The organism is Microbacterium sp. K41 (genome assembly GCF_004794395.1).
GTDB lineage: Bacteria > Actinomycetota > Actinomycetes > Actinomycetales > Microbacteriaceae > Microbacterium > Microbacterium sufflavum.
Genome location: NZ_SSDO01000476.1, coordinates 1 through 12,372 on the forward strand (window position 1 = coordinate 1; position 12,372 = coordinate 12,372).

Sequence of the window (12,372 nt, forward strand, 5' to 3'; positions counted from 1 at the left end):
AGCCGGAACGCGAGCCGCAGGTGGTCGAGCCGCCGGAGCCGCCGCGTCGCGGAGTGGTGGAACCGCCGGATGAGGCGGAGCGTGCCCCGGCCGCGGAGAAGGCTCCGGTCGAGCGTCCGGCCACCCCTCGCACGCACCCGATCGTGCTGCCGGAGGTCGACGTCGCCGAGCTCGGCGTGGCCGACCGTCTCGGCCTCTCCGACCAGGACGACGAGGAAGTGGGCCCGACCTCATGAGAATCGGCCTGATCCTGACCGAGGCCCTCGTGGGTCTCCGTCGCAACATCTCGATGGTCATCTCCGTCGTGCTGGTGACGTTCGTGTCGCTGACCTTCGTGGGCGCGGCGATCCTCATGCAGTCCCAGATCGGCGTGATGCGGGGCTATTGGGCCGAGCGTGCCCAGGTGGCGGTGTACATGTGCTCGGCGGTGTCGGAGTCGGACACCTGCGTCGACGGCGCCGCCAGCGAGGAGCAGGTCGCCGCGGTGCGCGCCCAGCTCGAGGGCGACGCGCTGGCGCCGCTGATCAGCTCCATGACGTTCGACACCAAAGAGGAGACGTACGCCAAGCTCGTCGAGCAGGTGGGCGAGGAGCAGGCGAGCGTGCTCACGCCCGACCAGGCGTTCGAGGTGTTCTTCGTCACGATGAAGGATCCGGGGCAGTCGCAGGTGCTCGCCGAGGCGTTCAGCGGACAGGCGGGCGTGGAGCAGGTGCAGGACCAGTTGCAATACCTCGAGCCGCTGTTCTCCGCGCTCACCGTCGCGACCTACATCGCGGTCGGGATCGCCGTGCTGATGCTGATCGCCGCGACCCTCCTGATCGGGACGACCATCCGACTATCGGCCTACGCGAGACGCAAGGAGATCGGGATCATGCGCCTGGTGGGCGCGTCCAACCGGTTCATCCAGACGCCGTTCGTGCTGGAGGGCGTCTTCGCGGCCTTCCTCGGCTCGGCGCTCGCGTGCGCGGCGGTCGTCGCCGGGGTGCACTTCGGCGTCAACGGCTACCTGCGCGGGCGGGTCCCGTTCATCACGACCTGGGTCACCATGAACGACGCGTTCCTCGTGGTGCCCGTGCTGGTGGGGATCGGCGTCGTGCTGGCGGCGCTGTCGGCCGGCTTCGCGATCCGTCGCTGGCTGCGCACCTGATACCCTGAAAGGCTGCTCGGCCGGATCCTCGGTCGAGCTCGTCACGGCAACAGGAGAGCATCATGCCCAGGGAACGCGGGGAGAAGGTCGTCGCGACCAATCGTCGCGCGCGTCACGACTACACCATCGAGAAGTCGTACGAGGCGGGAATGGTGCTCACCGGCACCGAGGTCAAGTCACTCCGTCAGGGGCGCGCGAACCTCAGCGACGGATACGCGTTCGTCAAGGGGAACGAGGTGTTCCTCGACGCCGTGCACATCCCGGAGTACTCGCAGGGGCACTGGACCAACCACTCCGCCAAGCGCATCCGCAAGCTGCTGCTGCACCGTGAGGAGATCGCCAAGCTCTCCCACGCGGTCTCGGCCGGTGGTTACACCCTGATCCCGCTGAAGCTCTACTTCTCCGACGGCAGGGCCAAGGTCGAGATCGCTCTCGCGAAGGGAAAGCGCGAGTACGACAAGAGGCAGACGCTGCGCGAGCGGCAGGACACGCGCGAGGCCGAGCGGGCCATGCGCCTGCGCAACCGCGTCGGCGAGTAGCCCGCGCCGTCAGGGCGCCGGGGTGAAGCCGAACACGCGGCCGAGGAACGCGAGCTCGCGCTGCAGCGCGTCCACGATGTTCTCCGCGCTGCGGAAGCCGTGCCCCTCTGCCGGATACAGCGCGTACTCGTGCTCGATGCCGTTCGCGGCGAGGGCGTTGCGGATCGCCTCGGACTGCGACGGAGGCACCACGCGGTCCTCGCCGCCCTGGAGCAGCAGCACGGGCACGTCGATCCGGTCGGCGTGCGTGAGGGGTGAACGCTCGACGTACACGTGCTCGTCCTCCGGCAGCCGCCCGACCAGACCGTCGAGGTACGGCGCCTCGAAGTCGTGCGTCTCGGCGGCCAGCAGGCGCAGGTCCGCCACACCGTAGCGGCTGATGCCCGCCGCGAAGGTCCCGCCCCGCACCAGCGCCGACAGAACGGTCCAGCCGCCGGCCGAACCGCCGCGGATCGCGATGCGCGCGGGATCGGCGAGCCCCGCATCGGCCAGGCCCCGCGCGGCGGCGACCACGTCGTCCACGTCGACCACACCCCACTGCCCGACGAGGCGGTCGCGGTAGGCCCGGCCGTAGCCGGTGGAGCCGCCGTAGTTCACATCGAGCACGCCGATGCCGCGGCTCGTGAAGAACGCGACCTCGGACGACGCGGCCCCCGTCACATGCGCGGTCGGTCCTCCGTGGACGAACACGACGTACGGCGGAAGCTCGCCGGGAGCCGCGGTGTGCGCGGGGTTCGCGGGCGGGTAGGCGAACGCGTGCACCGAGCCGTGCGCGCCGTCCACCACGATCGGCTGCGCGCCGGGCATCCACTCCGGATCGGACGGGACCCCACCCGCCACGGCCTCCACGCGGCCCGAGTCGAGGTCGACGCACCACACCCCGGGCGTGGTGCCCGAGCTGTTGCCGCTGAGCAGCACGCGGGAGCCGGACACGTCGTCCACGCTCACGTGCCCGTCGGCGGGGAGGTCCAGCGCGGTGCTCGTCGTGCCGTCCGCCGGGAGCACGTGCACCTCGTCGCGGCCGTTCGTGCGCGCGGCGACCACGCGTCCGTCCGCCAGCGGCTGGAACCACCGGTTGCCCAGCACCCACAGGCCGTAGCCGGTGTCGGCGTCGGTCCCGGTCAGGGCGATCGGTGCGGCTGCGGGTGTCACGCCGTCGACGTGAAGGCGCTGCACCTGCCAGCGCCCGGACGCGTCGTCGGCGTACATGAGCGCGGTGTCGTCGAGCCACTCCGGCTGCAGGGCGGCGGACGACGCGATGCGCACGACCTCGCCGTCGGCGAGCGACGCGATCGCGAGCTGCGCCTCGTCCCACGGCATCGTCCGCTCGTGCCACTCGACCCAGGCCACCCGCGTGCCGTCGGGCGACAGCGCCGGGTGCGCGAAGAAGCCCGTGCCCTCCGCGATCACCCGGAGCGCGCCGTCGTCCTCGGCCGCGGAGCCGTCCACCGGGATCTCGACGATGCCGCGCCGGTGCGGGTCCGGACGGAGGTCTTCGCGCACGGCCAGCAGTCGTCCGCTCTGCAGTCGGAGTCCGCCGTACGACGCACCGGCGGGCGTGAGCGGCTCGGGCTCGCCCCCGGGGACGAGGCGATGCACGCGCTGATCCGCGCCCGAGACGAAGAACAGCGCACCGTCGCCGGCCGTCCACGCCCCGCCGCCGTACTCGTGCACGCGCGACCGCGCGCTCCACGGAGCCGGCAGGATCTCGGCGCCGGAGGAGCTGCGTACAGTCACGCGTCCGGCTTCGGCCGGCACGGACTCGCCCCACCAGATCTCCGACCCGGCGAACCGGGCGCCGTCGATGCGCGGTGCGGAGGTCGCGACAGACGCGGCGGTGAAGGGGGAGGGCCAGGAACCGAAGGGCAGCGACGACATGCCTCGAGCCTAGGCGGACCGACACACGGCGTCACACACGTGCGGGCCCGCGCGGGGCTGTTCTAGGTTGCTGGAAACGCCCGGTTCGTCCAGGGCGTGGAGCGACAGCCGAGCCCGGCACCCGCCCGCGAACGACACGCCTCCCGTGCCGTCCGCGCGCCCCGGCCCCCTGTCCCCAGGAGTGAAGATGTCCACCGAGATCGACACCACCGGCACCGCCCGCGTGCCGTTCTCCTTCGAGCTCTACCCCCCGCGCAACGCGTCGAGCGAGGAGGCGCTGCACGAGACCGTCCTGCGCCTGGCCGCAGCCGGTCCGGAGTTCCTGTCGGTGACCTACGGTGCCGGCGGCTCCACCGGGGGGCGCTCGCTCGACGTGCTGCGCTTCATCCGCACCCACACCGACGTCGAGCCCCTCGCACATCTCACGTGCGTCGGCAACACCTACGCCGGGGCGACCGCGCTCATCCGCGAGTTCCTCGACGCGGGGATCCTCAGCTTCCTCGCCCTGCGGGGCGACCCGCCCGCCGGGCAGACCGAGGACTTCCTCGGCGACCTGGAGAGCGCGGCCCAGCTCGTCCAGCTGATCGACCGCGTGCAGGCCGAGCGTGCGCCGTACGAGGAGTCGCCGGTTCCCGGGATCCCCGGTGCCGCCCGGGTCGCGCCGCGGCGGAGGGTGAACATCGCGGTGGCCGCGTTCCCGAAGGGCCACCCGCGGGCGACCCACCGCACGCAGGACGTGGAGGCCCTGCTCGCGAAGCAGGCCGCCGGTGCGACGTTCGCGATCACGCAGCTGTTCTTCCACGCCGACGACTACCTGGCCTTCGTGGAGCGTGCCCGCGCGGCCGGGGTGACCATCCCGATCCTGCCCGGCATCATGCCCATCACCTCGCCCGCTCGGCTTTCCCGCGTGCTGGAGCTCACGGGAGAGGAGCTGCCCGGAGAGCTCTCCATCGCCCTCGACGTGGAGCCGACCGCCGAGGGGCGCCGCGAGATCGGCATCGCCTGGGCCGCGCGCCTGGCCGCGCAGGTCGTGGCCGGCGGCGCCCCCGGCGTGCACCTCTACGCCTTCAACCAGCACGAGACCGTCCTCACCGTCCTCGCCGAAGCCGGCATCCTCCCGGCTCTGCGCCGTTAGACCCCCGCCGAAAGGAAACACCATGACCGCATTTCCCGAGGGAACCATCCTCGGCTACCCCCGCATCGGCCGTCGCCGCGAGCTCAAGAAGGCCGTCGAGGCGTTCTGGGCGGGCCGCATCGACGAGCAGGAGCTGGAGCGCACGGCCGCCGAGCTGCGCGCCGCCACCCGAGAGCGGCTCGCCGCGCTCGGCCTCGGCCGGGACGACTCCGCGATCCCGGAGTCCTTCTCGTTCTACGACCAGGTGCTCGACGCCGCGGTGACCGTGGGCGCGATCCCCTCGCGCTTCGAGCACCTGCGCGCCGCCGACGGCACGGTCGGCCTCCCGGCGTACTTCACGATCGCGCGGGGCGAGGGGGAGCGCGCGCCGCTGGAGATGACGAAGTGGTTCGACTCGAACTACCACTACCTCGTGCCGGAGATCGGTCCGGAGACGGTGTTCTCGCTGTCCAGCGACCGGCTCGTGCGCGAGGTCGCAGAGGCCGCTGCCGCAGGCTTCACGACCCGCCCGGTCGTGGTCGGCCCGGTCACCCTGCTGGCGCTCGCGAAGGCCTCGGACGACGCCCCCGAGGGCTTCGATCCGCTGTCGCGCCTGGACGACGTGCTCCCCGTGTACCGGGAGCTGCTCGCCCGCCTCCGGGCCGCGGGAGCGACCTGGGTGCAGCTCGACGAGCCGGCGCTCGTGAGCGAGTCGCTCCCCGCCGACACCGCCGCCCTGGCGACCGCGGCCGAACGTGCACTCGCCGTGCTCGGGGGAGCGGAGGACCGTCCGTCGATCCTCGTCGCCGCCCCGTACGCGGCGCTCGACGCCGTGTTCCCGGTCCTCGCGGCCGCGCCCGTCGAGGCGATCGCGGTCGACCTGGTCCGTGGCGCTGTGCCGTCCGCGGCGGAGGGTCTCGCGGACAAGACGCTCGTCGGCGGCGTGATCGACGGGCACAACATCTGGCGGGGCGACCTGGCCGCGGCGTTCGCCACGCTCGAGCGTCTGCGCGACCTGGGGGCCGCGGCCGTGTCGGCCTCCACCTCGACCTCGCTGCTGCACGTGCCGCACGACGTCGCCGACGAGACCTCGCTCGACCCCCGCCTGGTGTCGTGGCTGGCGTTCGCCGATCAGAAGGTGCAGCAGGTCGGCGTGCTGGCCCGCGGGCTGTCGCAGGGTCCCGAGGCGATCGCCGCCGAGCTCGACGAGGCCTCGGCGGCCCTGCGCGACCGGCTGGATGCGCCCGGCGTGCGCGACGGCGCGGTGCGCGAGCGGGCGCTGGTCGACGCCGACTTCTCTCGGGTGTCCTACGAGGAGCGGGAGAGTGCGCAGGAGGCGCTCGGCCTCCCGGTCCTGCCCCTGACGACGATCGGGTCGTTCCCGCAGACCGCCGACATCCGTCGCGCACGGGCACGGTTCACGCGCGGTGAGATCCCCCGCGACGACTACGACGACTTCCTGCGCCGGGAGATCGCCGCGGTCGTGTCGCTGCAGGAGGACCTCGGACTCGACGTGCTGGTGCACGGGGAGCCGGAGCGCAACGACATGGTGCAGTACTTCGCCGAGAACCTCGACGGCTTCGCGGTCACGGAGCACGGGTGGGTGCAGTCGTACGGCTCCCGCGCCACACGCCCGTCGATCCTGTGGGGCGACGTCTCCCGGCCGGCACCGATCACGGTCGACTGGTCCGGATACGCGCAGTCGCTCACCGCGAAGCACCTCAAGGGCATGCTCACGGGGCCGGTGACGATCCTCGCGTGGTCGTTCGTGCGCGACGACCAGCCGCTGGGGGAGACCGCGAACCAGGTCGCCCTGGCGCTGCGCGAGGAGATCGCCGACCTCGAGGCTGCGGGCATCGCCGTGATCCAGGTCGACGAGCCGGCCCTGCGCGAGCTGCTGCCGCTGAAGAAGGCCGATCAGCCGTCCTACCTGGACTGGTCGGTGGCGTCGTTCCGTCTGGCGACCGGTGGGGCAGCACCGGGCACGCAGGTGCACACGCACCTCTGCTACTCGGAGTTCGGTGTCGTGATCGACGCGATCCGCGCGCTGGACGCCGACGTCACGTCCATCGAGGCCGCCCGCAGCCGGATGGAGGTCGTCGCGGACATCGCCGAGGCCGGGTTCGACCACGGCATCGGCCCCGGCGTCTACGACATCCACTCCCCGCGGGTTCCCGCGGTGGAGGAGGTGGAGTCCCTGCTGCGTCGCGCCGTGGAGGAGATCCCCACGCGGCAGCTCTGGGTCAACCCGGACTGCGGCCTCAAGACCCGCGGCTACGAGGAGACCACCGCGTCGCTGCGGAACATCGTCGAGGCCACGCGCCGCGTGCGCGCCGAGGTGGGCGCCTCGGTCTGATGATGTGACGAAGGCCCTCTCCGAGCGATCGGGGAGGGCCTTCGTCGTGTCCGGGTCAGACGGCTCGCAGCACCGCGACGACCTTGCCGAGCACCACGGCCTCGTCGCCGAGGATGGGCTCGAAGGCGGTGTTCCGCGGCAGCAGCCACGTGTGTCCATCGCGGCGACGGAGCACCTTGACGGTGGCCTCGCCGTCGAGCATCGCCGCGACGATCTCGCCGTTCTCGGCGTCGTGCTGCGAGCGGACGACGACCCAGTCGCCGTCGCAGATGGCGGCGTCGATCATCGACTCGCCGGAGACCTTGAGCATGAACAGGTCGCCCTTGCCGACGAGCTGCCGGGGGAGCGGGAAGATCTCCTCGACCTGCTGGTCCGCGGTGATGGGCACGCCGGCGGCGATGCGGCCGACGAGGGGCACGAGCGCGGCGTCGCCGACGGGAGTCGTGACATCGGCCGGGTTCTCGGCGCCGGAGCCGGTGCCGGGCAGGTCGATCAGCACCTCCATGGCCCGCGTCTTGCCCGGGTCTCGACGCAGGTAGCCGCTCAGCTCCAGCTGGCCGAGCTGGTGCGTGACGCTGGAGAGCGACTTGAGCCCGACGGCGTCGCCGATCTCGCGCATGCTCGGCGGGTAGCCGTTCTGGGCGATGGCGGCCTGGATGACCTCCAGGATCGCCATCTGCTTGGGGCTGAGGCTCTTGCGACGGCGGGTCCGCGGCGCCTCCGACTCCGGGGCTGTGGTCTCGCTCATGATGCTCCTTCAGTGCGTGAGATCCGACGTCGCTCTTCGAATGTCGGTGGCCCGTGGTGGGGTGTCCTTGTCGAAACCGTATCCGAGAATCGCGCCGATCTGGAAGATCTGTTCGAGCGTGTCGGACGATTCGTGGACAGGGTTTCGAAGACAGCTTGACAGATGTTCGAACTCGAAGATATCTTCGGAACGTAGCTTCGCATTCACGGCTCCCGGCCGAGTCGCGGATGCGAACGCTACGCCAACCTCCCCGGGCCCTCGCGGCGCCGGGACAGTGAAGGAGCAGACATGAGCACCATCAGCCTCAGCACCGCGACCGCGATCTCCGCCATGGCCCGTCCGGCCACGCGGCTCCGGCTCACGGCTCGCGGTCGCGGTGTGCTGCTCGCGGTCGCGTCCGTCCCGCTCGCCGTCGGCATCGCCTTCGCGGCGATCAGCGGCGGCAGCGCCATCGCCTCCGGTGCCGACAAGCCCGTGGCTGCCGTCGAGACCATCACGGTCATGCCCGGTGACACCCTCTGGTCGATCGCCGGCTCGATCGCTCCCGAGGCCGACCCGCGCGACGTGATCGGCGACATCAGCCGCATGAACCTGCTCCGCGGCGGAGAGATCCAGATCGGTCAGGAGCTCGCGATCCCGGCGCAGTACGCGGAGTGACGCATGGCCGTCGGTGCCGCCTCGTCCTCTTAACATGGATAGGGTGACCCTCTCCCTCAACGATCTCCCGCTGCGCGACGATCTGCGCGGACTCACTCCGTACGGCGCACCGCAGGCACCGCTACCGATCGCCCTCAACGTCAACGAGAACACGCATCCCGTTCCTGACGAGGTCGCCAGTGACATCCTCGACGACATCGCCGTGGCGATCCGCGACGTCAACCGCTATCCCGACCGGGAGTTCACCACGCTGCGGGAGGCGTTCGCGGACTACCTCGGTCACGGGCTCACGGCCGAGCAGATCTGGGCGGGCAACGGCTCGAACGAGGTGCTGCAGCACATCCTGCAGGCGTTCGGCGGACCGGGGCGGACGGCGTTCGGCTTCGCTCCGACCTACTCGATGTATCCGCTGATCGCGCAGGGCACGGGTGCGTCATGGGTCGCCGGCACCCGGCACCCCGACTACTCGATCACCCCGGAGGAAGCCGCGGAACAGGTGAGCGCCGCCGACCCCGACGTGGTGATCCTGTGCTCGCCCAACAACCCCACCGGTACGCCGCTCGGGCTCGACGTCGTCGCGGCGGTCTACGAGGCCGCGCGCGGCGTGGTGATCGTCGACGAGGCGTATCAGGAGTTCGCACCGCACGACGCGCCGTCCGCGCTCACGCTCCTCGACGGCCGTCCGCGGCTCGCTGTGTCGCGCACCATGAGCAAGGCCTTCGCGTTCGCCGGAGCGCGCGTCGGCTACCTGGCCGCAGACCCCGCGTTCATCGACGCGCTCCGCCTCGTGCGGCTGCCGTACCACCTGAGCGCGCTCACGCAGGCCGCGGCGGTGGCGGCGCTGCGCAACGCCGACGTGATGCTCGGCATGGTCGAGGAGATCGTCGAGCAGCGCGACCGCATCACAGCGACGCTGGAGGCACTGGGGTACACGCCCCACGAGTCCTGGTCGAACTTCGTGCTGTTCGGTGGCGTGGCCGACCCGCAGGCCACGTGGCGGCAGTTGTACGACCGCGGCGTGCTCGTGCGCGACGTCGGCATCCCCGGCCACCTCCGCGTCAGCGCGGGCACCGAGGCCGAGACGACCGCGTTCCTGGACGCCCTGGCCTCGATAGGATCGGCATCATGACCACCCCCGCGAACCCCGCCCGCACCGCGCGTCGTGTGCGCAGCACGTCGGAGTCGACCGTCGAGCTGGAGCTGAACCTCGACGGCACCGGGGTGAGCCGCATCGACACCTCGGTGCCGTTCTTCGACCACATGCTGACGGCGTTCGCGAAGCACTCGCTGACCGATCTCACCGTCCGCGCCTCCGGCGACACGCACATCGACGCGCACCACACCGTGGAAGACGTCTCGATCGTGCTGGGTCAGGCCATCCTGGAGGCGCTGGGCGACAAGGCGGGCATCTCGCGCTACGGCGATGCGCTCGTGCCGCTCGACGAGGCGCTGGCGCAGGCCGTCGTCGATATCTCCGGTCGTCCGTACCTCGTGCACGAGGGCGAGCCCGTCGGTTTCGAGCAGCACCTCATCGGCGGGCACTTCACGGGCTCGCTCGTGCGCCACTCCTTCGAGGCCATCGCGTTCAACGCGGCGCTGACGGTGCACGTGCGCGTGCTCGGCGGCCGTGACCCGCACCACATCGCCGAGGCGGAGTACAAGGCCTTCGCGCGCGCGTTCCGTCAGGCGAAGGCGCTCGACCCGCTCGTCGACGGCATCCCGTCCACCAAGGGGGCCCTGTGAGCGCGGCACCCCGCGTCGCGGTCTTCGACTACGAGTCAGGCAACGTGCACTCCGCGGTCAAGGCGCTCGTGGCTGCGGGCGCCGACGCGGTGCTCACGCGCGACCGCAGTGAGGCGCTCGAGGCCGACGGCTTCGTCGTGCCGGGGGTCGGGGCGTTCCAGGCCGTGCGTGATGCGCTGCACGCGCACGGGGGCGACGAGATCATCGGGCGGCGTCTCGCGGGCGGTCGCCCCGTGCTGGGCATCTGCGTCGGCATGCAGGTGCTGTTCGAGCACGGGGTCGAGCGCGGCCACGACACCGCGGGCCTGGGGGAGTGGCCGGGCGCGGTCACCGAGCTCAACGCTCCCGTGCTGCCGCACATGGGCTGGAACACGGTCGACCCCGGCGAGGACACGGTGCTGTTCCGCGGCATCGAGGAGGAGCGGTTCTACTTCGTGCACTCCTACGCGGCGCAGTCGTGGGAGCTCGACGTGATCCCGCCGTTCCCCCAGCCGGTGCTGACCTGGGCCACCTACGGCGATCCCTTCCTGGCGGCCGTGGAGAACGGACCGCTGTCGGCGACGCAGTTCCACCCGGAGAAGTCGGGCGAGGCGGGCATCCAGCTGCTGCGCAACTGGGTCACCAGCCTCTGAGCCCGTGAGCCGGGGGCTGTCGCACGCGGCCGGTCCGGCCGCTCGGCGTCAGAGCCCTCTGGCGACGGCGGCCGCCGCCGACAGCCACGCTCGCTGCGTCCGTCCGGCGAGGGCGGTGTAGCGCAGCGGGCCGTCGACCATCTCCCGGTCGAACGGGATCGCATGCACCTCTCGGCAGAGCGAGCGATACCCGTCGGACACCGCGCCGATCTCGGTCGGTGTCGCGTGGGGATCGGCCTGCGAGACGATCACGACCGCCTGCTCGACGAGGTGAGCCGAGCGCTCGTCGCGTTCGGCGAGGGCCTCGAGCAGGAGGGCCCCGGCCTCGGCGTGGTCTCCGCGGGAGGTGGTCGCGACCACGAGCTGATCCGTGTGGTCGATCATCCGGCGCCACAGCGGGTCGGTCTCATCGTTGCCCGAGTCGACGAAGATGAGTCGGTAGAACCGGGAGGCCACCGTGTGCAGCACGTCGACCTCGGCCGGGCCCAGGCGATCGTCGTGTGCCAGGCGTGGCGGCTGCGAGCGGAGGACGTCGAACCGGTCGCGCGGCTGGTGATGAACGTAGTCCGCCAGGTCAGCGGCTTGGGCGCCCGGGCTGATCAGGCGGCTGCTGTCGGAGAGCATCTCCCGCAGGGTGTTGCGGTGTGATGCCGATTCCGTGCGCCAGCCGAGGGTCCCGCGCGTCTGGTGGTTGTCCCAGGCGAGCACGCCCGCACCCCCGAACCGGGCGAACACCGCGGCGAGAAGCGCTGTGGTGGGTGTCTTCCCCGCGCCGCCCTTGCTGTTCACGATCGCGATCGTGCGCGGCCCGGACCACTGGCGACTCACAGCGGCCTCGTCGCGGCGGAACGCCTCCTCGACGGAGCCGGGACCGAAGTCCATGCCGATGCGGTTGAGGGCGCCGCGGAACCCCATCCGGGCGGGCTCGGCCGGAAGCTCCTCGGTGAGGAAGGACGGGCGGGTCGTGGTCTCGCGCTGCGGCGAGCGACGGCGGCTTCGCCCTGACGATGCGGCGTGCGCAGATGCGTTCTGCGCGGAAGCGTCGGCGGATCCGGCGGCGCGGGACTCGGCGGGTTCGGGGGACCGGGGGGATGCGGATGCGTGGGCAGGGGACGCGACGGGTTCGGGGGACTGGGCGGATGCGGATGCGGGGGCGGGGGTCATGATCTCTGCCGGTGTGCTGGTGGGGGTGGGCGCCACGGCCGGCATCTGTGCCTGTGTCGGTGTCCGTACCGGTGTCGGTGCCGGTGTCGCGGTCGGTGTCGCGGTCGGTGTCGGTGTCGTGGTCACCGTCGGTGTCGGTGTCGGTGTCGGTGTCGGTGCCTGTGCCGGTGCCGGTGCCTGTGCCTGTGTCGGTGTCGGTGTCGGTGTCGGTGTCGGTGTCGGTATCGCGTTCGGTGCCGAGGTCGAGGCCGGTTCCGTTGCCGAGGCCGGTACCGGTGCCGAGGTCGGTGACGGTGTCGCGGCGCGCGTGGGTGCCGCGATCTGTGCGGGTGCGCGGGTGGGGGTGACCGCGGGGGTCGCGGACTGGGACGCGCGCCCCGAAGCGCGTGCGGGC

At 71.7% G+C, this 12,372-nt stretch carries 12 protein-coding genes and 1 pseudogene; 10 read left to right on the forward strand and 3 right to left on the reverse strand.

Translation table 11 applies throughout. The features are described 5' to 3' along the window. From DW309_RS20075 to smpB, 3 genes and pseudogenes are all read left to right on the forward strand, one after another. Positions 1 to 236, forward strand: a pseudogene (locus DW309_RS20075) (cell division ATP-binding protein FtsE); the annotation flags it as partial. Continuing rightward, the gene (ftsX, locus tag DW309_RS15815) at positions 233 to 1,147 is read left to right on the forward strand and encodes a permease-like cell division protein FtsX (RefSeq protein ID WP_136034313.1); all 915 of its coding nucleotides are present in this window, start codon (positions 233 to 235) and stop codon (positions 1,145 to 1,147) included. The pseudogene DW309_RS20075 and the gene ftsX, both read left to right, overlap by 4 nt. Positions 1,148 to 1,209: 62 nt before the next feature. Next, positions 1,210 to 1,686 (forward strand): SsrA-binding protein SmpB, encoded by a 477-nt coding sequence (gene smpB / locus DW309_RS15820; protein ID WP_136034311.1) that lies wholly within the window; start codon positions 1,210 to 1,212, stop codon positions 1,684 to 1,686. Positions 1,687 to 1,695: 9 nt separating this feature from the next. On the opposite strand, the gene DW309_RS15825 is transcribed toward smpB, so the two are convergent. Beyond that, positions 1,696 to 3,564, reverse strand: coding sequence for a S9 family peptidase (locus tag DW309_RS15825; protein WP_136045908.1), 1,869 nt, complete (start codon positions 3,562 to 3,564; stop codon positions 1,696 to 1,698). A gap of 187 nt (positions 3,565 to 3,751) precedes the next feature. On the opposite strand from DW309_RS15825, the gene DW309_RS15830 reads away from it, so the two are divergent. Both DW309_RS15830 and metE read left to right on the forward strand, forming a co-directional pair. Continuing rightward, the gene (locus DW309_RS15830; RefSeq protein WP_136045909.1) at positions 3,752 to 4,699 is read left to right on the forward strand and encodes a methylenetetrahydrofolate reductase; all 948 of its coding nucleotides are present in this window, start codon (positions 3,752 to 3,754) and stop codon (positions 4,697 to 4,699) included. 22 nt (positions 4,700 to 4,721) lie between these two features. Continuing rightward, positions 4,722 to 7,034 (forward strand): 5-methyltetrahydropteroyltriglutamate--homocysteine S-methyltransferase, encoded by a 2,313-nt coding sequence (metE, locus tag DW309_RS15835; RefSeq protein ID WP_136036509.1) that lies wholly within the window; start codon positions 4,722 to 4,724, stop codon positions 7,032 to 7,034. A gap of 55 nt (positions 7,035 to 7,089) precedes the next feature. Here the strand turns inward: metE and lexA are convergent, their stop codons facing one another. Continuing rightward, positions 7,090 to 7,782 carry a transcriptional repressor LexA gene (lexA, locus tag DW309_RS15840; RefSeq protein ID WP_136034303.1) on the reverse strand — a complete coding sequence of 231 codons (693 nt, stop codon included), beginning with the start codon at positions 7,780 to 7,782 and terminating at the stop codon, positions 7,090 to 7,092. Positions 7,783 to 8,070: 288 nt separating this feature from the next. Here lexA and DW309_RS15845 point away from each other — a divergent pair, with 288 nt between their 5' ends. The 4 genes from DW309_RS15845 to hisH are packed head-to-tail and all read left to right on the forward strand — an operon-like array spanning position 8,071 to position 10,814. Beyond that, on the forward strand, positions 8,071 to 8,439 hold the full coding sequence (locus DW309_RS15845) for a LysM peptidoglycan-binding domain-containing protein (RefSeq protein ID WP_136045910.1): 369 nt from the start codon (positions 8,071 to 8,073) through the stop codon (positions 8,437 to 8,439). A 34-nt stretch (positions 8,440 to 8,473) separates the two neighbouring features. Then, the gene (locus DW309_RS15850; RefSeq protein WP_205812823.1) at positions 8,474 to 9,568 is read left to right on the forward strand and encodes a histidinol-phosphate transaminase; all 1,095 of its coding nucleotides are present in this window, start codon (positions 8,474 to 8,476) and stop codon (positions 9,566 to 9,568) included. Next, entirely contained in the window at positions 9,565 to 10,182 is a 618-nt protein-coding gene (gene hisB / locus DW309_RS15855; RefSeq protein WP_136034298.1) for an imidazoleglycerol-phosphate dehydratase HisB, read from the forward strand. Before DW309_RS15850 ends, hisB begins: the two co-directional genes overlap by 4 nt. Further along, positions 10,179 to 10,814: an imidazole glycerol phosphate synthase subunit HisH gene (gene hisH, locus DW309_RS15860; RefSeq protein WP_136034296.1), complete on the forward strand. Its 636-nt coding sequence runs from the start codon at positions 10,179 to 10,181 to the stop codon at positions 10,812 to 10,814. Before hisB ends, hisH begins: the two co-directional genes overlap by 4 nt. Positions 10,815 to 10,862: 48 nt before the next feature. Here hisH and DW309_RS15865 read toward each other — a convergent pair whose 3' ends face one another. Further along, entirely contained in the window at positions 10,863 to 11,729 is an 867-nt protein-coding gene (locus DW309_RS15865; RefSeq protein ID WP_240745374.1) for a MinD/ParA family ATP-binding protein, read from the reverse strand. Positions 11,730 to 11,976: 247 nt separating this feature from the next. On the opposite strand from DW309_RS15865, the gene DW309_RS19910 reads away from it, so the two are divergent. Next, the coding region (locus DW309_RS19910; RefSeq protein ID WP_205812824.1) for a hypothetical protein at positions 11,977 to 12,372 on the forward strand (396 nt) is incomplete at its 3' end.